Origin of the sequence: Streptomyces sp. NBC_01077, from assembly GCF_045162855.1 — a bacterium.
Classification (GTDB): domain Bacteria; phylum Actinomycetota; class Actinomycetes; order Streptomycetales; family Streptomycetaceae; genus Streptomyces.
Genome location: NZ_CP108669.1, coordinates 912,309 through 932,511 on the forward strand (window position 1 = coordinate 912,309; position 20,203 = coordinate 932,511).

The window sequence follows — 20,203 nt, forward strand, 5'->3', positions numbered from 1 at the left end:
TTGCCTCGGAGAGAAAGAGGACATCGCTCAGCCCGTGGAGACCAGGGCATCGCTCAGCCCGGGGAGACGGTGGCAGCACACAGGTGCGGGAAACAGGGACGGAGTGCCGGGCGCGGTGTGCGGAGGGGAGAGGGCCGGGTGGCGATGGGTTCGCCCCCCGGCCCTCGATGCCCCGGGGCGTGCTCCGTCAGGAGAACGAGCCGCGGATCACGTCTTGTTGGCGCCGTTCTTCGGGTTGCCCGCACGGACGCCCTGGCGGTAGGTCCACGCGGTGGCGCGGCACGCCCGCTTCCAGAAGTAGCCCGAGCACACCTTGTCGCGCAGCGTGGTGTAAAAGACGTCGTCGACGGCGGTCTTCTTCCTGCGGTCCAGGTAGTACGTTTGACTTCCGCTCCCCGCCCTAAATGGCGTGGATTCCTACCACGGTCGTCTGACCGTCTCGGTGGGTTCCTGCTTCTTCGCGCTGTGCCGGGACAGGTCCCGGTCTTACCCTCGCTCGACAGGCTGATACCGCAAGTCCTGCGGCCTTGGCAACGTTGACCGCCGCGTTGATGTCCCGGTCGAGGACGGCCCCGCACGCCCCGCACGTCCACTCGCGGACGTTCAGGGGCTTGGGGCCGTCCTTGACGCCGCACTGTGAACAGACCTGAGACGTCGGCTCGAAGCGTCCGATGCGTACGAAGGTGCGCCCGTATCGGGCGGCCTTGTATTCCAGCATCGCGAGGAACGCCGACCATCCGGCGTCGTGGACGGACTTGGCCATGCGTGTGCGGGCGAGTGCCTTGACCGCCAGGTCTTCCACTGCGACCGCTTGGTTTTCGCGGATCAGCTTGGTGGATAGCTGGTGGTGGAACTCGCGCCGCGCGTCAGCCACCTGCGCGTGAGCGCGGGCGACCTTGATACGGGCCTTCGCCCTGTTGTCGGAGCCCTTGGCCTTGCGGGACAGGCGACGCTGTTCCCGTTTCAGTTTCTTCTCCGCCCGGCGCAGGAAACGCGGGCTGTCGATCTTCGTTCCGTCCGAGAGAATCGCGAAGTGCGTCAGCCCCAGGTCGATACCGACCTGACCGGCCGTCTCGGGCAGTGTCTCGTCCGGCTCGGTCTCGATGACGAAGGAGCAGAAGTACCGGCCGGCCGCGTCCTTGATCACGGTCACCGTGGACGGCGTGGACGGCAGAGTGCGGGACCACTTGACTCGCACGTCGCCGATCTTGGGGAGGGACAGGTCTCCACCGGTGGTGATCTTCCACCGGGCGTTGGCGGTGAACCTCACGGCCTGCCAGTTATCCCGCTTCGACTTGAAGCGGGGTGCGCCCATGCGCGGACGCTTGCCCTTGAGGCCGTCGAAGAAGTTCTTGTAGGCGGTGTCCAGGTCCCGAAGGGACTGCTGGAGAACCACGGCGGAGACTTCGCCCAGCCAGGCGCGTTCCTCGGTCTTCTTCGCCTCAGTGATCAGCAGCTTCGACAGGTCCCCGGTCTTCGGGAACGCCTCACCCTCGGCACGGGCGGTCTCACGAGCGCGAAGCGCATCGTTGTAGACCACCCGAGAGCACCCGAACGCCCTGGCCAGCGCGGAGCGCTGGGGACCATTCGGGTACATCCGGAACGAGTACCTGAGCTGCATGAGAACGAGCGTACTCCAGCTGCTTTATGACTGAACATCAAAACATTCGCACCGGTCGACACGCCTCTTTCGCCCTGCCCGCCCACTTGGTTCTCGTGACCAAGTACCGGCACAAGGCCTTCACCGCTGGCACAGACAGCGCGCATGGAAGAGATCACGCGCGCCGTCTGTGCCGACTTCGAATGTGAGCTGGTTGAGTTCAACGGCGAGAACAACCACGTGCACCTACTGGTGAACTTCCCACCGAAGGTCGCTCCCTTGAAGTACGGCTTGTGCCAGCCGTAGTGCGCGGCCCAGGCGGCGGAGCCGGTCTTCCAGAGGCACAGCCAGTGGCGGGCCCAGCTGCACTTGCGCGGGTAGGCCTCCAGGTCGGAGATCTCACCCGGGCCGATGTCCGTGGCGGGGGGAGCGATCGCGCTCTCGTCGGTGATCCCGGTCGCGCCCTCGATCGGCGCGTCCGCGGCGGGGCGGGCGGGGCCGGTCGGCAGCACGTCCGGCGAGGCCGACGTCGCCGGGTAGTCGAGGTCCCAGTCGCCGTTGTCCGGCGAGACGATGTCGGAGACACGGCCGGTGGAGTCGTACACGTAAGACGACACCGCCGCGCTGCTCTCGACCGGGTGGGTCACCCAGCGCAGCAGACCGGAGGAGTAGTACGCGTAGCGAGCGAGGGTCTACGTCGTGGTGGGGGTGACCTTGACCTCCTTGGCGCGGCCCGCATAGTAGCCGAGCGCCATCGTGGAGGCCGTGGTGGTGCTCGCCTAGCTGATCGCCACGGTCTCCTTCAGGGCCTCTCCGGCGGCCGGCTCCGTGATCGTGGACACCCGGCCCTGGGAGTCGTAGCCGACGGTGGAGACGCCGTGCGCGGTGTTGCCCGAGCCGGTGACCCGCCAGGCGTTGGTGCTGGGGGCGACCTGCTTCCAGATACGGGTGGGCTTGAGGTCCGCGGCGGGCACGGGCTCGTCGCCGGCCTTGCCGGCGGGCTGCCCCTCGTCCGGCACCGAGAGGTCCACGTTGAGGGTCTCGACGACGGTGGAGATCAGGATGCCGGAGGCGGCGTCCCACTTGGTGGTGTCGGTGATCTTGTCACCCTCGGCGTTCTCGTACTTCTCCACCCCGCCGCCGTCGGGGTAGTCGAGGCTGCTCTTGAGCAGGTAGCGCACCGACTCGCCGACGTTGAGGTCGGTGACGACGATGGCGTCGACCTGGTGCTCCAGCTTCTGGTTGAGCTCGCCGCCCAGGAACTCCGCTTCCCAGCCGGGGCCGAAGACGCCCATGCCGGTGCGGCCCGCGGGGGCTGACTCGGGCTTGGCGACGCCGCCCGCCTGGGCGGCGACGGTATGCCTGCGGCCGATGGAGCCGACGCCGACGTCGCTCTCGGCTATCTCGACCACCGGCCCGGCCGACACCGTGAGCAGCGCGGCTTTCGCCGCGATGCTGAACGAGGTGGCCCGGCCGTGCCCCTCGGGCCAGGCGCCCGCCGACCGGCCGAGCGCCGCTGGGGGGAGGTACGGAGGAGCCCTCGATCCGCCCCGGGGAGACGCCGCCGACCGATCCGATCGAGCCGGCCGTCCCCACGGCCGGGCCGGAGGTGGAACTGAGCGCGCGTGACTGGTGCGCGAGCGGTCTGCACGAGGAGCGCATCACCCAGGCGCTCCTGAAGCTGAAGGATCCCGCTCCTGACGAGGTCAGGAAGATCCTGAACGGCCTCGGCTACGTGGACGAGCGCATCCACGGCCTTGAGCGGACGGGTGCGGCCACGCACTTCTTCCTCGATCTGAGGGAGAAGGGGGGACGGCTGTGCGTCAAGGGGTCGGCGGCCGGCGAGAACACCGTCGTCGATACCTGCGTGGCGCCCGAGATCGGTCCGTTCTCACCCACAAATGTTGGAAACTAGCAGTTGAGTCGAAATGGCGGGCCGCGCGCCTTTCAGGTGGATGGCGGTCTCCTATTTTGCTCGGGATATCCCTTTCCCTGGTGTGCGGCGCGAACTCCGCGCGGCAATCGAAACCCCGCCGCCGGGTGAAAAGGCGGGCAAGAAACCCCTTTTCGTCACGGCGTCACCGGAAATAACGGCTCTTCTCTCCGTCCGTCCGTCCCTCCCCCACCACATGACTCACCCGCCCCCTGGGGTCGGGGGCGGGTGAGTCGGCCGGTCGGTGCAGGCACGCAGTGGTTACTTGGCGAGCTTGCCGCCCGCCGTGACCGCGAACCACGTGCCGCCCACGCCCTGGCCGTTGGTGTCGCCGGGAGTCTTGTCTCCGGTGAACCAGTACAGCGGCCAGCAGTCGATCGTGAGCTGCTTCGTGCCGTCCGAGCGGGTGAAGGTGATCAGCTTCTTCGGGTCGATGCCCTCGACCTTGTCGAGGTCGACCAGCTTGGCGGGCCGCCACTTCTCCAGGCAGGCACCCTCGCAGTTGGACTTCATGGGCCAGGCGGTGTCCTTCGTGAAGCGGTACAGGGTGCGGCCCTTGCCGTCACGGATGATGTCGCCCAGCTCGGCGTTGTCGACGAGCGAGAGGTCCGGGAGCGCCGCGCCGGCCGGCTCACCGGCCTCCTTCACGCCGGCCTTCTTGCCGTCCGGGGTGACGGCGAACCAGGTGCCGCCCACGTCCTGGCCGTTCGTCTGACCCGGCGCGGTGTCCTTGGCGAAGCGGTACACCGGCCAGCCGGCGATGGTCAGCTGCTCGGTGCCGTCGGCCCGCCGGCCCGAGCCGATCTTCGCGGCGTCGACGCCACCGGGCTTGGTGGCGGAGGCGGGGACCGGGGGCCAGGTCTTCGCGCAATCGCCGACGCAGGCGGACGAAGAGGGGTTGGCCGTGTCCTTGTCGAAGCGGTAGAGGGTGAAGCCGGCGGCGTCGGTGACCAGCGGGCCCAGGGTGGCGTCGTCGCGGACCGCCAGCGGGCCGGACGCGGTGGCGGCGGCTGCGCCGGCGCCGGTCGCCGCGCCGTTGCCGTACGCATCGCCGTTGCCGTACGCGTCGGCGCTGCTGTTGCCGTCGACGGGGGCGGCCGTCCGTGCCGGGGCCTGCTGCGGGGAGCCGGTCGTGGTGCCCTGCGTTCCACAGGCCGTCGCCCCGAGCAGGAGCGCGGTCCCGGCTGCGGCGATGGTGAGCTTGCGCAGGTTCATCATGAGAACTCCTCATATCCGGTGGTTCGTTGGTCTCTGTCGGCACCGGAAACACGCGGGCCGTACGGGGCGGGTTCAACGGATCCGGAAATTCTTTTCGAGGCCTCTCGCACGAGAGCGCCGGCCGGGGTTGCCCCCGGCCGGCGCTGCTCGTCCTCCTGTCGCCTCGGCCTTCGTCTTCTACACCGGCACGGTGACGAAGTTCTTGCCGGCCTCGTTCTCGACCACGACCGCCCGGACGTTAGCCGGGTCGACCGCCGCCGAGCCGTCGAGCGAGGCGCCCTTGCCCTCGCCGCCACCCGGGGCCTCGCCCACGACCCAGCTTCCGGCCGTGGTCCTGGTGCCGTCGCGGCCCACCACCACGAGCTTGCAGCGCTCTCCCGGGGGCAGTCCGGTCACGGCCGCGTGGACGCGGACCCAACGGGCGGCCGGGGTCACCCGTACGGTCATCCGCGCGCCGCTGGTGGCGTCGGTGGCCGAGGCCACGCGGGTGCCCGGCGGTGGGGTGGCGGGGGCCGTCGTGGAGGTCGGCGACGGGGGCGGTGGCTGGGCGATCGGCGTGCCGGTGCCCGAGGTCGCCGCACCGGCCCAGAACACGCCGGCGAGTGCCGCTGCGGCCGCCAGGCCGACGAGGCCGCGTCGGCGGTTCCGCGCGCTCGCGCGCTCGCCGCGCATCTGCCGCAGGGTGCGCTGCAGGAGCAGGTCGCCGCCGGGGGGCGGTCCGTCGAGGAACGCCTCCTGCGGTACTTCGCCGAGCGCCGCTTCCATCTCGCGCAAGGCGGACACCTCCTGCCGGCACGCCCCGCAGTCCTTCACGTGCGCTTCCAGGCGCCGGGTGTCGGCGTCGTCGAGTACGCCGAGCACGTACGGGCCGAGGAGTTCCTCCTCCTCGTGCTGCTGCCGGTTCATGCGACCACCTCCCTGAGTCCGGCGGGCTGCTGCGGCACGCTCGACCGGTTTCCTTCTCTGAACGTCTCGCGCAACGCCTTCAGCGCGTAGTGCGAGCGGGACTTCACTGTGCCCGCCGGGATGCCCAGGCTGTCGGCCGCCTCCGCGACGCTGCGCTCGCGGTAGTACAACTCGGTGAGCACGTCGCGGTGTTCGGGCGACAGTCGGTCGAGGGCACCCAGGACGGTCATCGTGTCGACGACCGAGTCGGCGTGGTCCTCCTCGACGGGGGGTGTCGCGGGGGACTCCGCCACCTCGGCGGGGCGGGCGGCCTTGGCCCGGTAGCGGTCGGTGATGATGTTCCGGGCGACCGTGAGGAGCCAACCGCGGACCGAGCCCTTTCCGTTGACGAGGGCGTCGGAGTGGCGCCAGGCGCGGATGAACGTCTCCTGTACGACGTCCTCCGCGGTGGCCCGGTCGCCGGTCAGGCGGGTGGCGTACGCGAGGAGGGCGTTGCCGTGTTCCTCGTACACCGCCCTGATCAGTGCTTCGTCGGTCGATCCCCGCCTGCTGCGGGGCCATAGAGGTCCGGCCATCCCATCCACTCCGTCTGCGGTGTCGGCATCGTCGGCGCCGTCCGCGCCGTGCCCCACACGCGGCCCCGGCGCGCCTGGTTCATGTGATGTGGGTCACTCTGCCGTGCTTCAGCAGTGGCGCCCCGTGTTCACGCAGGTGACGAGCTTCGCCATCTGGCCGTCCGTCATCACGTTGACGAACATCGCGTGGTCGGTCTTCGGGCTGTGCCGCTGCTCGGGGAAGGAGTCCAGGGCGATCGGCGCGTCGGCCGGGGGTGCCTCGTAGGCCAGGGTGACGCGCAGTTCGGGGACGGCGAAGGTGTTCTGGGGGCAGACACCGTTGGCGGCCGGGAAGAGCAGGTGGGTGCGCTCGGGATCGGCCGTGTCGAGGCCGTTCCAGCAGCTGGGGAAGACCAGGGTGCGGGTGAGGCGGTCGCCCGCCTGGCAGCGCGGGTAGCGGGTGGTGGAGCGGTCGGGCAGGCTCGCGCAGCCCCAGCGCGCCCTCACGCCTTCGTCGCCGCGCGCGGTGAACGCGACGGCGTCGCCCGTGAACGCGCGCAGGAAGCGCGGCATCGGGACGACCTTGCCGGCCGGATTGCCGTGGAATGCCAGGCGCACGTCGGCAGGCGTGAGGATCTGTCCCGTGTTGCCGTGGGCGGCCGCCTTCTCGTACGGCCGTGTCGCGGGGAGGTCGGGACGGCGAAGGACCGGCCAGTAGTAGGTGGAGCGGTCGCCGCCGCGGCAGGTGGTGGGGGCGGCGGCGAGGCTCTCGTCGGTGGAGAACGCGTCGGTGGAGCGGTTGCCCACGTAGGCGTGGGTGTGGTGGGCGCCGTTGCGGAGTCCGGGTGAGATCACCAGGTTGTCCTGGTTGTAGTGGCCCTCCTCGTTGCGGCCGCAGTCGACCGCGAACGAGCCTGTCGAGGCGTCAGGGCCGGGACGCGGGGCCCGTTCCGGAGCGGGCGGTACGTCGCGGATGTCGACGAAGTCGCCGGGCGCGGGCGCCCCGGACATCGCCCCGTGCGGCCCGCCCTCCTCGGACGCGCCGAGAACGGCCGCGGTCAGGACACCCCCCAGAACCAGGCAGACCAGCAGAACGAGCAGTCGGTGTTCTCTCCCCATGCCGGTCACGGTCGCCGCTGCGCACCGCCGACGTCAACCGGGGACCGGTGACCTCCGGCCCCCTTGCCGAACGTGACCATTTCACGGAGGAGTTGGCCAGAGGGCGTGTGCTCCGTGGAGGCGGTGCGGAGATGCCTTTAAGAAACCTTGTTGAAGAAGCCCGTACCCACGGTTCGCTCTTGATTTGCTCCTGCCAATCCGCACAGGGTTCTCTCGAACGTTTGACGCCCCACACGTCAACACGAGGAGAGATCCATCTTCATGGCAACTCACAAGCGATCCCACGGACTTCGCAACGCGGCCATAGCCACAGGTACCGCCGCCGCGGCTGCAGCAGCACTGTTCGCGGGCAACCTCGCCGGGGCAGCCGCCCCGGCCGAAGGCACCGTGCACGGACTCGGTGCCCCGGGCGCCGTCTCCGGCAGCTTCGTCGTCATCCTCGACGCATCCGCGAACAAGGCGGACCTCGCGAAGAAGTACGGCGGCACGCTCGTCCGCTCCTACGGCTCCGAGGTCAACGGCTTCTCGGCGTCCGGTCTGTCCGTCGACGAGGCCAAGCGCCTCGCCGCCGACCCCGCGGTCGAAACCGTCGTCCAGAACAAGCGCTTCAGCATCAAGGAGACGCAGGAGCAGCCCCCGTCCTGGGGCCTGGACCGGATCGACCAGGCCGACACGGCCGGCGACCAGAAGTACACGTACCCCGACAACGGCGGGGACGGCGTGACCGCGTACGTCATCGACACCGGCGTCCGGATCTCGCACAAGGACTTCGGCGGCCGGGCGAGCCACGGCTTCGACGCCGTGGACAACGACGACACCGCCGACGACGGCAACGGCCACGGCACCCACGTGGCGGGCACCATCGCCGGCACGGACCACGGCGTCGCCAAGAAGGCCAAGGTCGTGGCCGTACGCGTCCTCGACGACAACGGGTCCGGCACCACCGAGCAGGTCGTGGCGGGCATCGACTGGGTGACCAAGAACCACTCCGGTCCCTCGGTCGCGAACATGAGCCTCGGCGGCGGCGCCGACGAGGCCCTGGACGCGGCGGTCCAGCGGGCCATCGCCTCCGGCGTGACCTTCGCGGTGGCGGCCGGCAACGAGTCCTCCGACGCCGGACAGGGCTCGCCCTCCCGGGTGCCCGAGGCGCTCACCGTGGCGTCCAGCACCAAGGACGACGAGCAGTCGGACTTCTCGAACTTCGGCTCCGTCGTGGACCTGTACGCGCCCGGCTCGGAGATCACCTCGGCCTGGAACGACAGCGACACCGGCACCAAGACGATCTCCGGAACGTCGATGGCCAGCCCGCACGTGGCGGGTGCCGCGGCCCTCTATCTGGCGGCCAACCCGTCGGCGACGCCGGCCGACACGGCCGCCGCGCTGACCGGGGCGGCCACCGCGGACGCCATCAAGAACCCGTCCTCCGGCACCGCGAACAAGCTCCTGAAGGTGGCGCCGTAACCGCGCCGCACCACCCGACGGGAACCCTCCCGTCCCGATGAGCAGTGAAGAGGTGGCCCTCCACACCCCCGTGGAGGGCCACCTCCTTCGGGTCGGTGCCCGATACTGCTGGGATGCCGCAGACGCAGCCCGCCGTGCAGCCCGAACCGATACGGGCCGACCCGCCGCACCGCCCGGACCGCACCCTGCTCACCCAGTCCTGGCTCGACCTCGCGTTCCTGCACTGGGCCGCGGACCCCGCCGACGTGGCCCCGCTCCTGCCCGCCGGCACCGTGCCCGACACCCTCGACGGCGTCACCTACGTGGGCCTGGTCGCCTTCCGGATGCACCGGGTCGGCTGGTTCCGGCTCCCCGGGATCCCCTATCTCGGGACCTTCCCCGAGACCAACGTCCGGCTCTACTCGGTGGACGCTCACGGACGCCGTGGTGTGGTCTTCCGCTCCCTCGACGCGTCCCGGCTGATCCCCGTGACCGTCGGACGGTGGGCGTTCCGGATCCCGTACGTCTGGTCCAGGACGAGCGTCCGGAACGACGGCGCCACCGTGACGTACACCAGCAGTCGGCGCTGGCCCGGCCCGCGCGGGGCGCGCAGCGCGATCAGCCTGGAGATCGGCGAGCCGGTCGAGGAGCCCACCGCGCTCGAACACTTCCTGACCGCCCGCTGGGGCATGCACAGCGCGTTCCGCGGGCGCCCTCTCTATCTCCCGAACACCCACCCGCGCTGGCCGCTGCACCGCGCCCGGCTCCTCGACTGCGACGAGACGCTGCTTGCCGCCGCCGGCCTGGAGCAGCCGCTCGGCGCGCCCGTGAGCGTGCTCTACTCGCCGGGCGTTCCGGTCCGCTTCAGCGCCCCGCCCCGCGATCCGCAGGTCGTGCCGATCCCGCGCCCGAGGAGCGGGGAGAGGTAACCCGCTTCCGGCCTCAGCGCGGGGCGATCCCCGCCTCCGCCGCGGCCTTGATCCGGGCGCCGAAGCCGGCGGCGTCCTTGCGGGCGGCCGAGAGCGCCAGGCCCGCGAAGAGTTTGCCCAGGCCGTGGCCTTCGAGCACGTTGTAGATCCGGACCCGGGTCCGGCCGTCGGCGAGCGGCTCCAGGTCGTAGCCGCCCTCACTCGCCGTCACGAGGTTCTTGGACGCCTCGGCCCACCGGAGCTTCACCGGTGCTTCGAGGGCGGTGATGCGGAACTCCCTGCCGGTCTTCATCCCGGCGTCCTTGACCGTGCTCCGGAAGACGGTGCCCACTGCGGTCGGACTGTCCGGGACCCGCTCGATCCTGAGCACCCGGGGGCTGAACTCCGGATCGTTGCGCCCGTCGGCGAGGAAGGCGAACACCTCCTCGACCGGACGATCGACCTCGAACGTCGCTTCGAACTGTCCTGCCATGGGGCACCCCAGATCGGTCGAGCGGCGCCCCCGCCCGCGCCATCGTCGACGAGGCGTTCACCCTCGTCGTACCACCGCCACGGTCGTAGCGGCAGTATGACCCTACGTGACCGCCGGGCGTCCCGCCCGGCGAGCGACGATCTCCCCCAGTCGGTACGTCCCCACCGCCGTGCCGCCGAAGACCGCCGTCCGGTCCCCGGGGCTCAGCGCCTCCGTGAGCTCTCCGGCGGTCGCGAGCGTCCGGGCGTACGACGCCGCCAGGGTGCACACCGGCCAGTGGGAACCGAACGTCAGTCGGCTCGGGCCGAACGCGTCGAGCAGGGTGTCGGCGTACGGGCGCAGGTCCCGCACGGTCCAGGTGCGCCGGTCGGCCTCGGTGTGCAGGCCCGAGAGCTTGCCCACGGTGTTCGGCAGGGCGGCGAAGGCGAGCGGGCGAGCGGCCCAGGGTTCGAGGTCCCCGCCCGCGATCGGCGGTTTCGCCGCGTGGTCGAGTACGAAGGTCAGCTCCGGCAGCTTCCTGTCCGGCTTCATCCGCCCGACCGACACGGAGCAGCCCCAACCATCTGCACAGATCGGGTGATTGGCCTTTTGAGCGTGAACGATACGGCGCTCGCGAGAGGTGCGGCAAGTAGACATCGGATGTTTCTCGCACATCGAGAACGGCATGGAGAACGGCACCGCGGACGACATCGCGCCCGGCACGACAACGGGCGCCCGTTCCCGTGGGAACGAGCGCCCGGTCGTGGACGGTGCCGGCGTGGCGGGGCGGTGCCGGCCGCTCTCACAGCACGCTGTCGAGCCAGCGGACCACGTTGGAGATGTGGATCGTCGCCCAGGCCTCCGCCGTCCGCGCGTCACGTGCGGCGAGCGCGTCCAGGATCGCCCGGTGCTCCGACAGGGTCCGGGCCACGGCCGTCTCCTCGGTGATACCGCGCCACAGACGCGCCCGCACGGTGGCCCCGGAGATGCTGTCGAGGAGCGAGCACAGCAGGGGGATCCCGGAGGCCGCCGCGATGCGCCGGTGGAACTCCAGGTCGCTGGCGACGAGTTCGTCCAGGCTCGGCGCGTCCCCGAGCCGGTCGAGGAGTTCCCCGAGCTCCCTGATCTCGTCCTCGGGGATCCGCTCCGCCGCCAGTGCGGTCGCCGCGGGCTCCAGGATGCCCCGTACCTTCAGGGCCTGCAGCGCCTGGTCGTCCTGGTGGAAGTCCAGGACGAAGGACACCGCTTCGAGCAGCAGCGGCGGTTCGAGGCTGGAGACGTACGTCCCGTCGCCCTGCCGTACGTCGAGGATGTTCAGCAGGGACAGCGCCTTCACCGCCTCGCGCAGGGAATTGCGCGACAGCCCCAGTTCGGCGGCGAGGTCGGCCTCCTTGGGCAGCCGGTCCCCCGGGCGCAGCGCACCGGAGACGATCATCTCCTTGATCTTCCCGATCGCCTCGTCCGTAACTGCCAAGGCGTCCTCCTGTGCACGGCCCTATACATCGGATGTGTCTGCTGGTCGCCACCTTACTGCAGGGTGGCCTGGGGCCCACCGGGCACGTCGGGACTGGGGGACAGCCGGCCCGGAGTGTACGTACTGCGGACCGGCCGTCCCTCACAACACCGTCGTCAGCGGGCGTTCGGGCCCACGTCCGACGGGGTCAGAGGCCGGCGGATCGGCGCGGCCGTCGCGTACTCGTCGGCGCCCACGTCCCGCGCACCGCCGCGCGCGTCGCCGTCGATGTCGTGGGTGACCGGCGACGGGCTGAGGGTGGCCGCGTCGATCGCCCGGCTCGTGCTCGACAGGCGGTACACCCCGTCGGAGCCCGGTACCAGGCGGGGATCGGCCCGCAGGAACCCGCCGGCGGGGATGTTCCCGTCGGCCGCGGCGCCGAACAGGATGTTGCTCTGCCAGGTGAAGCGGACCGTGGTCGCCATCTCGACCAGGCTGCCGGTCTCGCCGACCAGCAGGTTGTCGGCGACGGTGACGTCGCGGGGTTCGTGCGGGCGGTGGCTCTCGCCCGAGATGCCGTCCGCGTTGTCGAACAGCGTGTTGTGGGCGATGAGGACGCGGTCGGGTGCGTCGTTGCCCCGGCGGGCCTCGGCCGATTCGCCGGGGAGGTGGTCGCGTTCCGTTCCGCTGCCGATCACCATCGCCCGCCCGGTGAGGCCGGCCAGGTAGTTGTTGACGATGACGTGGTCGTTGCCGTAGATCCGTACCCCCTCCTCGCCGGCGATCAGGTAGTTGCCCTCGACGCGCGTGCCGTTGCCGTGGCGCAGGACGATGCCGCCGAGGCTGTTGCGGATGGTGTTGTACCGGATGACGTTGTCGGAGCTCTTCACGGAGATGGCCTCGGGGTCGCCGTTGGCCCGCTCGAACAGGTTGTACTCGACGAGCGCGTGCGCGCTGGAGAGGGCACGGGGGCTGACGCCGAGGCGGATCGGTTCGCCGCCGTTGGCGCCCGCGAAGGTGTGGTCGGAGAAGTGATTGCGGTGCACGTGCACGCCCTGGGCCATGGCCTCGCTGCCCGAACCCTCGATGCCGAGGAAGATGCCGAGCGTGGTCTTGCCGTGGAAGTGGTTGCGGTCGATCACGGCTTCGTCACCGCGCACCATGACCCAGTGCAGGCCCTCGATGTCGGCGAGCTGGAAGTCGTTGCGGGTGAGCCGGATGTACGTGCAGGTCGGCGGAATCTCCAGGGTGGTGCTCTGGCGGAAGGAGAAGCCGCTCACGGTGACGTCGCTGGAAGCGTCGAAGACGAAGCTCCGCTCGCCGCGCAGCACCGCACCGCCCCGTGAAGCGGCGACGATCGTGATCGGCGCGCTCCGGGAGCCGTGCTTGCCGGTGACGGTGATGGGCTTGGCGGCGGGGACGGTGTAGGTGCCGTTCGCGACGACGATGCGGGTGCCGGGTCCCGCCGCGTCGATCGCGTCCTGGAGGTCGTCCAGGGAGCCGACGTCGACGGTGGGGCCGAGGGGTCGTGCGGGCCTGCACCGGGCGGAACTCGCGTACGCCGGTGCGGAGAGGGGCAGGACGGCGGCGGCCGCCCCTATCGCGGTGCCGGTGAGGAACGTGCGTCGTTGCATGGTGCCTCCGTGGTCGGTCGGATGAGTGGTACGCGTACGGCGCGTCACATCGAGGCGCCGGGCCCGGACGGGTCCGTCAGGTACAGCTCGATGACGGGCACGGGGGTGTCGGGCCGCCGCACCGGGAGCCGGAGCGTGAGAGTGCCGGGCGGCTGGCCGCCCATCTGGGTGTTCATGGCCGGGCGGTCGGGGTCGAGCGGCTCCTGGAGGATCTCCGAGGCGTCGTTCAGGAGCTGGGCGTAGCGCACCCGGCCCGCGAGGCCGGGCAGGTGCAGATGGCGCAGCGGCCAGGCGAGGAGGTGGACGTAGAGGCGGTCGCCGCGCTGGGTGTAGCGGCAGTCGGCGGGCGGCGTGTACGGGGAGGGGCCGCAGCCGCGTACGGACCGTTCGTGCAGGCCGGTCCAGCGGCCGATCTCGGCGAGGGCGGCGGTGTCGCGCGGGTCGAGGTCGCCGCGGCCGGTGGGGCCGACGTTCAGCAGGAGGTTGCCGCCCTTGGAGACGCCGTCGACGAGCATCCGGATGAGGAGGTCGGGGCTCTTGTGGTCGAGGTTGTCGCGGTCGTAGCCCCAGCTTCCGTTGAGTGTCTGGCACGCCTCCCACAGCACCGGCCGGCCGTCGACGGTCATGGGGGCGGAGGGCTGGTACTGCTCGGGCGTGACGAAGTCCCCGGGCAGGCCGGCCCGGTCGTTGACCAGGATGTGCGGCTGGAGCTCGCGGACCATCGCCATGAGGCGCGGGGAGTCCCAGTCGTCGGGGCCCTTGCCGCCCCACCACTCGCGGCCCGCGTAGGAGAAGTCGAAGAAGAGGTAGTCGATCCGTCCGTAGTCCGTGAGGAGTTCGCGGACCTGTCCGTGCAGGTATTCCTGGTACTCACGGATGTCCCGGTCGGCGGTGGCCGCCTTGAACTCCTCGTCGTCGCGCTGCGGGTGCGTACCGTCGACGGGGAACGACGGGTGGTGCCAGTCGATCAGCGAGTGGTAGAAGCCGACCTTGAGGCCTTCGGCGCGGCACGCCTCGACGAACGGTCCGACCAGGTCACGGCCGTGGGGCGTCTTCGTCACCTTGTAGTCGGTGAGGCTGCTGTCCCAGAGGCAGAAGCCGTCGTGGTGCTTGGTGGTCAGGACGACGTACCGCATGCCGGCGGCCTTCGCCGTCCTCGCCCACTGGACCGGGTCGTAGCGGTCGGGGTCGAAGTGGTCGAAGTACACCTGGTACTGCTCGTCGGTCATCTTCTCCCTGGTCTTCACCCACTCGTGGCGTGCGGCGAGGGAGTAGAGGCCCCAGTGGACGAACATGCCGAAGCGGTCGTCGGTGAACCACGTCGTGTCGGGCGAAGGGGTCGACGCGATGTCGGCGTCGGCGCTGGAGGTGGTCATGGGGGCATCGTTCCTGTGCGGTCGGGGGGAGGGAGGGGCGGCGACGCCGTCAGGCCGGCTCGTGGACGTCTTCACGGAGCCGTACGCCGGGGGCCGCTCGGGCCAGGTAGCCGGTGTCGTCGCGGCGGGTCAGGCCGCACGCCAGGTACTGCTCGTGCAACCGGTCGAGTGCGTCGCGGTCCAGCTCTACGCCGAGTCCGGGTGTGCGCGGGACGGTGATCGCGCCGTCGACGAAGCTCCACGGCGTGGTGACGACGTCGTCCTCGGGACGCTTCCAGGGCCAGTGGGTGTCCAGGTCGTGGGTGATGGCGGGGGTGGCGGCGGCGAGGTGGACCATCGCGGCGAGGCTGATCCCGAGGTGGGAGTTGGAGTGCATGGACATCCCGATGCCGAAGTGGCGGCAGCTGGTCGCCAGGTGCTGTGTGGCCTTCAGGCCGCCCCAGAAGTGATGGTCGCCGAGCAGGACGCCGACGGCCCGGGCCGGAACGGCTTCGGTCAGCTGCTCCCAGGTGACCACGCACATGTTGGTGGCGAGGGGCATCGGGGCGACCCGGGCGAGGTCCGCCATCGCGGGGATGCCGGCGACCGGGTCCTCCAGGTACTCCAGTACTCCCGCCAGTTCGTCGGCCACCCGGGCGGCGGTCGCCGGTTCCCAGCTCGCGTTGGGGTCGAGGCGGAGCGGGTGGTCGGGGAACGCCTCGCGCAGGGCCCGGATCGCGGCGACCTCCTGCTCCGGAGGGAGTACGCCGCCCTTCAGTTTGAACGAGCGGAAGCCGAACCGGTCCGCCAGGAGCCGGGCCTGGGCGACGAGTCCGGCGGGGTCGAGGGCCGGCCCCCACTCGTCCGGCTCGTGGCCGGGGTGCGCGGCCCATTTCGCGAACAGGTAGCCGCAGAAGTCGATCCGGTCGCGGGTGGCGCCGCCGAGGAGGTCGGACACGGGCCTGCCGAGGTGTTTGCCCTGGAGGTCGTGGCAGGCCACTTCGAACGGGGAGGTGACGCTCGCGAGGGTCTTGGCGGCGCCGCCCTCGCCGATGAGACCGTGGGCGTCGCGGGCGACCCGGCCGCCGACGGCCGCGTCGACTCTCCGGGAGAGGTCGTTGAGGTCGAAGGGGTCGAGGCCGGGCAGGTCGTCGGCGACGCGGCGGAGCAGTTCGAGGTGGGCGGAGTCGCCGTAGCTCTCGCCGAGGCCGTACGCGCCGGTGTCGGTCCTGACCTCCACCACCGCACGCAGGGCGTACGGCTCGTGGACGCCGACGGCGTTGAGCAGCGGCGGGTCGGCGAAGGCGACGGGGGTGACGACGACCGAGGTGACCTTCACGACGCGACCGCCACGGCGGTCGCGGCACCGGCACCTGCTGCCCTGTCGGCCTCGGCACCGGCGCCCTCTGCTCTGTCGGCCTCGCCGGCACCGGGACCGGTACCCGTGACGTCGGCCAGTGCCCGCCTGCCCCGGTCCAGGAGGTCCTTCAGCTGGTCGACGTGGTCCGGGGCCGCGTCCACCAGGGGCGCTCTCACGTGGCCGACGTCGAGCCCGCGCAGGCGGGCTCCGGCCTTGACGAGGGAGACGGCGTAGCCGGGGACCTGGTCGCGCAGGGCGGTCAGCGGCAGGTAGAAGTCGGCGAGGAGCCGGCTGGTGGTGACGGTGTCGCCGGTCGTCAGGGCCGTGTGGAAGGCACGGGCGATGTCGGGTGCGAAGCAGAGCACGGCGGAGGAGTAGTCGCGGATGCCGATGGCCCGGCAGGCGCTCGCGCTGACCTCGGCGGTGGGCAGTCCGTTGAGGAAGGCGAACGTCTCGGCGCGGGGGTCACCGCTGGTGCGTACGGCGGTGACCATGCGCGCCATCGAGTCCAGGTCGCCGTCGCCTTCCTTGATCCCGGCGACCTGGGGCACCGAGAGCAGGCGCAGGGCTGTGGACACGCCGATCCTGGCGAGGCCGCGCCGGTAGACGAGGACGGGGAGGCGACCGGCGCGGGCGACGGACTCCACGTACGCGAGGTAGCCGTCCTCGGTGCCGCCGACGAGGTACGGGGGCAGCAGCAGGATCCCGTCGGCGCCCGCGTCCGACGCGGCGGCAACGGCCGCCCGGGCGTTGCCGAGGCCTCCGCCGGCGCCGGCGAAGACGGGCACGCGGCCGGCGACGACGCGGACGGCGTGCCGGACGACCTCGGCGTACTCGGGGGCGCTGAGCGAGGAGTACTCCCCCGTGCCGCAGGCGACGAAGAGCGCGGCCGGGCCGTGGGCGAGCTGGTCCTCGATGTGGTCGGCGAACACGCCGGTGTTCACGTCGTCGGCGGGGGTGAACGGCGTGAGCGGGAAGGACATCAGGCCGGACGGGATCACGGGAGGTGGTCCTTTCGAGGGGGTCGGCCGTACGGGTCAGCCCTTGAGGGCACCGCTGGACAGGCCGTGGACGAAGGAGCGCTGGAAGAAGAGGAAGACGATGACGGACGGCAGCAGGGCGAGCAGCGACGCGGCCATCACCACGCCGGGGGTGACGAGGGGGTCGACCCGCAGCGTCCGCAGGGCCAGCGGCAGGGTGTACGAGGAGGAGTCGGTGGCCACGAGCAGGGGCAGCAGGTACTGGTCCCAGATCATCGTGAAGCCGAAGACTCCGATGACGCCGAGCGCGGGCCTGCACATGGGGAGGATGATCTGGGCGAAGATCCGCAGGTCTCCGGCACCGTCGATGCGCGCCGCCTCCTCCAGTTCCTTGGGTACTTCCTTCATGAACTCGGTCATGACGAGGATGGAGAACGCCCAGGCGCCGACGGGCACGATCATGCCGGCGAGGGAGCCGATCAGGTTGATGTGGACGACCGGCAGGTCGGCGAGGATCACGGAGAGCGGGATGGCCAGGATCTCCTCCGGCAGCATCAGCGTCGCCAGGATCGCGACGAACGCCAGCGTCATTCCCCGGAACCGCTTCCTGGCCAGGGCGTAGCCCGCCAGGACGGAGACGGCCACCTGGAGCAGCAGCCCGAACCCGACGACGAAGAACGAGTTGAGGAGGTACTTCAGGACACCCTGGTCGAAGGCGACCGTGAAGTTGTCCACGGTGGGGTCGGACGGGATGACACTGAGCTGGGTGGGGTCCTTGACGTGGTTGAACGCGCTGACGAGCAGGGCGAGCAGCGGTCCCGCGAACACCACCAGGACCAGGAGGTACGTGACGGCCTTCAGGACGCGGCCGCCGGCGCTCCGGCTCTCGGTGAGCCCCAGCGCGGTCTCGGTCGGCGCGCTCATTCGTTACCCCTCCGTCGGAACAGGTGGACGCCGACCGTCAGGAGCAGCGTCGCCAGGAACAGCAGGACCGCGCCGGCCGCGCCGACGCCGAGCCGGTTCTGTTCGAGGCCCAGCTTGTAGATCACGGTCATGACGACCTCGGTCGAGCCGTCGGGGCCGCCGTTGGTGAGCAGGAAGACCTCGGTGAAGACGCGCAGGCCCCGGATGGCGGCGAGGATGAAGAGGATGGTGAGGACGGCCCGCAGTCCGGGGACCGTCACATGGCGGATGCGCTGGAACCTCGACGCCCCGTCGACCTTGGCGGCCTCGTACAGACCCCGGTCCACGCCGGCGAGACCGGCGAGGAAGATCATCATGTCGTAGGGCGCGCCCCGCCAGATGCCGGTGAGCATGATGGAGACCATCGAGGTGTCGGGGTCGTTGATGAATCCCGAAGGGCCGAACCCCACCAGGCCGAGGAGGGAGTTGAGCATGCCGTCCCCGGTGGGGTGGTACATGATCCGCCAGAGTTCGGCGACGACCGCGATCGGCACGACGACGGGGAGGAAGGCCGCCGAGCGGACGAAGCCGAGCTTGCGGCCCTGTCCCTCCATGAGCAGGGCGAGCGCGAGGCCGAGCAGCATCGATCCGAGGGTCTGGCCGACGGCGAGGACGACGGTGTGCCAGGCGGCCTCGCGGAAGCCGTCCGAGGAGAGCACCGTGGCGTAGTTCTCGCCGCCGACCCACCGGTTGCCGAGGTAGGGCTGGACGTCCTGGAAGGACATGGTCAGCGCGCTGGCCATGGGGATGAACTTGAAGTAGAGGAAGAGGATCAGGGCCGGGGCGAGGAAGAGCCACGGCGTCCACCAGCTGCCCCCGCGACGGTTCCGCACCCGGCGGGAGACGGGCGGGCCGCTGCCTCCTGTCGCGGACGGCGCCGGACCGCGCTCGGCCCGCTGGGTGGAGGCGGCCGTCGTGCCGGCGGCCGGCTTCACCTGGTCGACGCTCGTCATCCGGCGATTCCCTGCTCCTGGAGGATCTCGGCGAGCTTCCTGTCGAGTTCACCCAGCTTCGCGTCGAGGTCGAGGGAGCAGTCGGCCATCAGCGCGTTGACGGTCTCGGCGGTGGTCTGCCGTACCGGGGTCCAGTTGGGGATGGAGGGGGCGTAGCGCCCGGAGGCGCGGTAGACGTCGGCGTACGTCTTCCAGCGGGGGTCGGGGCGCACCTCGGTGACGTCCACCGTCTTGTTCACGGGGAGCTGGACGGTGGAGCCGTCCTCGCCCTCCATGCCGAGCTTCTGGCCCTCGGCGGAGATGGCGTACCCGGCGAAGGCGTCCTGTCCGGCGCGGTTCTCCGAACCGGCCATCAGGTAGACGGAGCCGCCCTCGGCGAGCACGGTGGCGTCCTTCGGCCCCTTGGGCAGGGGGACGACCTCGTACTTGTCCTTGCCCAGGGACTTGTCGAAGCGGGGCATGAGGTAGGGGCCGACGACGAACATGCCGGTCCTGCCCGCCTCGAACGTCTCGTTCGTCGGCGGGGTGTCCATGGTGACGGCGCCGGGCTGGACGACCTTCTTGTCGCAGCCGAGGGCGCGGAACCACCGCATGGCCTCCGTCGATTCCTTGCTGGTCATCGAGGGCTTGTACTTCCCCTTCCCCTGGCCCGTCTCGGTGATGAAGTCTCCGCCCGCGGCCCAGAGGAAGTTGGAGAAGTACCAGGAGGCGTAGCCGCGCTTGGTCGACAGCGGGGCGGCGAGGCCGTAGGTGTCCTGCTTGCCGTTGCCGTCGGGGTCGCGGGTGGTGAAGGCGGTGGCCAGCGCGGCGAGGTCGTCCCAGCTCTGCGGGGTCTCCAGCTTCAGTTTCTCGCGCCAGTCCTTGCGGATGAGGAGGGCGCCGGCCTGGGCGGAGTACGGGATGCCGTACTGCTTGCCCTCGACGCTCTTGCCGGAGTTCAGGCCCTGCTCGACGAGGTCCTGGCTGCTCTTGATCTTGCTGAGGTCGATCTCCCGGAGGAGTCCCTGGCTGTGCATCGCGCCGAGCTGAGTGACGTCGTTCATGACGATGTCGGGCAACTTGCGCTGGGCGGCGCGCTGTTGGAGCTTCGTCTCGAAGTCGTCGAAGATCGCCGTGACCTTCACCTTGTACCCGGTGGCTTTCTCGAACCCGGCGACCAGCCTCAGCGTCGCCTTCTCACCCGGCCCTCCGGGTGTGGTCCTGGTCCACAGCTCCAGCTCCGCCTTGGAGTCCTGCTTGGCATCCACCCCCGCAGGACTGGACGTACAGCTCGTCAGGGCCAACGCCGAGGCGAGAAAACCCGCACCGATCCATCGCGTTCTCTGCATGACAACTCCTGTTCGCCGCCCTCGGCA

The 20,203-nt window shown here is 70.5% G+C and carries 20 protein-coding genes and 1 pseudogene; 5 read left to right on the plus strand and 16 right to left on the minus strand.

Features of this window, described 5'->3' with window-relative positions; translation table 11 throughout:
• Positions 1-400 precede the first annotated feature (400 nt).
• Complete coding sequence (locus tag OG462_RS04130) at positions 401-1,621, minus strand: RNA-guided endonuclease InsQ/TnpB family protein (protein ID WP_406054526.1); 1,221 nt, start codon at positions 1,619-1,621, stop codon at positions 401-403.
• Positions 1,622-1,765: 144 nt separating this feature from the next.
• On the opposite strand from OG462_RS04130, the gene OG462_RS04135 reads away from it, so the two are divergent.
• Positions 1,766-1,906 (plus strand): transposase, encoded by a 141-nt coding sequence (locus tag OG462_RS04135; protein WP_406054527.1) that lies wholly within the window; start codon positions 1,766-1,768, stop codon positions 1,904-1,906.
• A gap of 105 nt (positions 1,907-2,011) precedes the next feature.
• On the plus strand, positions 2,012-2,140 hold the full coding sequence (locus OG462_RS04140; protein WP_406054529.1) for a hypothetical protein: 129 nt from the start codon (positions 2,012-2,014) through the stop codon (positions 2,138-2,140).
• Positions 2,141-2,379: 239 nt separating this feature from the next.
• Here the strand turns inward: OG462_RS04140 and OG462_RS04145 are convergent, their stop codons facing one another.
• Complete coding sequence (locus tag OG462_RS04145) at positions 2,380-3,012, minus strand: hypothetical protein (RefSeq protein ID WP_406054531.1); 633 nt, start codon at positions 3,010-3,012, stop codon at positions 2,380-2,382.
• Between the two features lie 197 nt (positions 3,013-3,209).
• Here OG462_RS04145 and OG462_RS04150 point away from each other — a divergent pair, with 197 nt between their 5' ends.
• Positions 3,210-3,515, plus strand: a complete 306-nt coding sequence (locus OG462_RS04150) for a hypothetical protein (RefSeq protein ID WP_406054533.1) — start codon at positions 3,210-3,212, stop codon at positions 3,513-3,515.
• A 279-nt stretch (positions 3,516-3,794) separates the two neighbouring features.
• Here the strand turns inward: OG462_RS04150 and OG462_RS04155 are convergent, their stop codons facing one another.
• From OG462_RS04155 to OG462_RS04170, 4 genes are all read right to left on the minus strand, one after another.
• Complete coding sequence (locus tag OG462_RS04155) at positions 3,795-4,751, minus strand: SCO0930 family lipoprotein (RefSeq protein ID WP_406054535.1); 957 nt, start codon at positions 4,749-4,751, stop codon at positions 3,795-3,797.
• 177 nt (positions 4,752-4,928) lie between these two features.
• Positions 4,929-5,657 (minus strand): zf-HC2 domain-containing protein, encoded by a 729-nt coding sequence (locus tag OG462_RS04160; RefSeq protein ID WP_406054536.1) that lies wholly within the window; start codon positions 5,655-5,657, stop codon positions 4,929-4,931.
• The gene (locus OG462_RS04165; protein WP_406054538.1) at positions 5,654-6,232 is read right to left on the minus strand and encodes a sigma-70 family RNA polymerase sigma factor; all 579 of its coding nucleotides are present in this window, start codon (positions 6,230-6,232) and stop codon (positions 5,654-5,656) included. The genes OG462_RS04160 and OG462_RS04165 overlap by 4 nt, the downstream gene beginning before the upstream one ends.
• Positions 6,233-6,340: 108 nt before the next feature.
• Positions 6,341-7,330, minus strand: coding sequence for a DUF1996 domain-containing protein (locus tag OG462_RS04170; protein ID WP_406054540.1), 990 nt, complete (start codon positions 7,328-7,330; stop codon positions 6,341-6,343).
• Positions 7,331-7,591: 261 nt separating this feature from the next.
• Here OG462_RS04170 and OG462_RS04175 point away from each other — a divergent pair, with 261 nt between their 5' ends.
• Positions 7,592-8,791 (plus strand): S8 family serine peptidase, encoded by a 1,200-nt coding sequence (locus OG462_RS04175; protein ID WP_406054542.1) that lies wholly within the window; start codon positions 7,592-7,594, stop codon positions 8,789-8,791.
• 113 nt (positions 8,792-8,904) lie between these two features.
• Entirely contained in the window at positions 8,905-9,699 is a 795-nt protein-coding gene (locus tag OG462_RS04180) for a YqjF family protein (protein ID WP_406054544.1), read from the plus strand.
• Positions 9,700-9,712: 13 nt separating this feature from the next.
• On the opposite strand, the gene OG462_RS04185 is transcribed toward OG462_RS04180, so the two are convergent.
• The 10 genes and pseudogenes from OG462_RS04185 to OG462_RS04230 all read right to left on the minus strand — a co-directional run bounded on the left by OG462_RS04185 (position 9,713) and on the right by OG462_RS04230 (position 20,176).
• On the minus strand, positions 9,713-10,171 hold the full coding sequence (locus OG462_RS04185; RefSeq protein ID WP_406054546.1) for an SRPBCC family protein: 459 nt from the start codon (positions 10,169-10,171) through the stop codon (positions 9,713-9,715).
• A gap of 102 nt (positions 10,172-10,273) precedes the next feature.
• A pseudogene (locus OG462_RS04190) lies at positions 10,274-10,687 on the minus strand (amidohydrolase family protein); the annotation flags it as partial.
• Between the two features lie 265 nt (positions 10,688-10,952).
• Entirely contained in the window at positions 10,953-11,624 is a 672-nt protein-coding gene (locus OG462_RS04195) for a FadR/GntR family transcriptional regulator (RefSeq protein WP_406054547.1), read from the minus strand.
• 155 nt (positions 11,625-11,779) lie between these two features.
• Positions 11,780-13,237, minus strand: a complete 1,458-nt coding sequence (locus OG462_RS04200) for a polysaccharide lyase 6 family protein (RefSeq protein WP_406054549.1) — start codon at positions 13,235-13,237, stop codon at positions 11,780-11,782.
• 44 nt (positions 13,238-13,281) lie between these two features.
• The gene (locus OG462_RS04205; protein ID WP_406054551.1) at positions 13,282-14,613 is read right to left on the minus strand and encodes an alpha-L-fucosidase; all 1,332 of its coding nucleotides are present in this window, start codon (positions 14,611-14,613) and stop codon (positions 13,282-13,284) included.
• Between the two features lie 49 nt (positions 14,614-14,662).
• Positions 14,663-15,931 carry an enolase C-terminal domain-like protein gene (locus OG462_RS04210; protein ID WP_406054553.1) on the minus strand — a complete coding sequence of 423 codons (1,269 nt, stop codon included), beginning with the start codon at positions 15,929-15,931 and terminating at the stop codon, positions 14,663-14,665.
• A complete protein-coding gene (locus tag OG462_RS04215; RefSeq protein ID WP_406054555.1) occupies positions 15,928-16,953 on the minus strand; it encodes a 5-dehydro-4-deoxyglucarate dehydratase in 1,026 nt (341 codons plus the stop codon). Before OG462_RS04215 ends, OG462_RS04210 begins: the two co-directional genes overlap by 4 nt.
• A gap of 36 nt (positions 16,954-16,989) precedes the next feature.
• The gene (locus OG462_RS04220) at positions 16,990-17,856 is read right to left on the minus strand and encodes a carbohydrate ABC transporter permease (RefSeq protein WP_406054557.1); all 867 of its coding nucleotides are present in this window, start codon (positions 17,854-17,856) and stop codon (positions 16,990-16,992) included.
• Complete coding sequence (locus tag OG462_RS04225) at positions 17,853-18,848, minus strand: carbohydrate ABC transporter permease (protein WP_406054559.1); 996 nt, start codon at positions 18,846-18,848, stop codon at positions 17,853-17,855. Before OG462_RS04225 ends, OG462_RS04220 begins: the two co-directional genes overlap by 4 nt.
• Positions 18,845-20,176, minus strand: a complete 1,332-nt coding sequence (locus OG462_RS04230) for an extracellular solute-binding protein (RefSeq protein ID WP_406054560.1) — start codon at positions 20,174-20,176, stop codon at positions 18,845-18,847. The genes OG462_RS04225 and OG462_RS04230 overlap by 4 nt, the downstream gene beginning before the upstream one ends.
• Positions 20,177-20,203: the final 27 nt, after the last annotated feature.

Coding starts and splice junctions, on each gene's coding strand:
- OG462_RS04185 (WP_406054546.1), bottom strand. CDS start 10,171: ATGGCAGGACAGTTCGAAGCGACGTTCGAGGTCGATCGTCCGGTCGAG.
- OG462_RS04220 (WP_406054557.1), bottom strand. CDS start 17,856: ATGAGCGCGCCGACCGAGACCGCGCTGGGGCTCACCGAGAGCCGGAGC.
- OG462_RS04135 (WP_406054527.1), top strand. CDS start 1,766: ATGGAAGAGATCACGCGCGCCGTCTGTGCCGACTTCGAATGTGAGCTG.
- OG462_RS04160 (WP_406054536.1), bottom strand. CDS start 5,657: ATGAACCGGCAGCAGCACGAGGAGGAGGAACTCCTCGGCCCGTACGTG.
- OG462_RS04200 (WP_406054549.1), bottom strand. CDS start 13,237: ATGCAACGACGCACGTTCCTCACCGGCACCGCGATAGGGGCGGCCGCC.
- OG462_RS04225 (WP_406054559.1), bottom strand. CDS start 18,848: ATGACGAGCGTCGACCAGGTGAAGCCGGCCGCCGGCACGACGGCCGCC.
- OG462_RS04230 (WP_406054560.1), bottom strand. CDS start 20,176: ATGCAGAGAACGCGATGGATCGGTGCGGGTTTTCTCGCCTCGGCGTTG.
- OG462_RS04170 (WP_406054540.1), bottom strand. CDS start 7,330: ATGGGGAGAGAACACCGACTGCTCGTTCTGCTGGTCTGCCTGGTTCTG.
- OG462_RS04140 (WP_406054529.1), top strand. CDS start 2,012: ATGTCCGTGGCGGGGGGAGCGATCGCGCTCTCGTCGGTGATCCCGGTC.
- OG462_RS04180 (WP_406054544.1), top strand. CDS start 8,905: ATGCCGCAGACGCAGCCCGCCGTGCAGCCCGAACCGATACGGGCCGAC.
- OG462_RS04165 (WP_406054538.1), bottom strand. CDS start 6,232: ATGGCCGGACCTCTATGGCCCCGCAGCAGGCGGGGATCGACCGACGAA.
- OG462_RS04175 (WP_406054542.1), top strand. CDS start 7,592: ATGGCAACTCACAAGCGATCCCACGGACTTCGCAACGCGGCCATAGCC.
- OG462_RS04130 (WP_406054526.1), bottom strand. CDS start 1,621: ATGCAGCTCAGGTACTCGTTCCGGATGTACCCGAATGGTCCCCAGCGC.
- OG462_RS04205 (WP_406054551.1), bottom strand. CDS start 14,613: ATGACCACCTCCAGCGCCGACGCCGACATCGCGTCGACCCCTTCGCCC.
- OG462_RS04155 (WP_406054535.1), bottom strand. CDS start 4,751: ATGATGAACCTGCGCAAGCTCACCATCGCCGCAGCCGGGACCGCGCTC.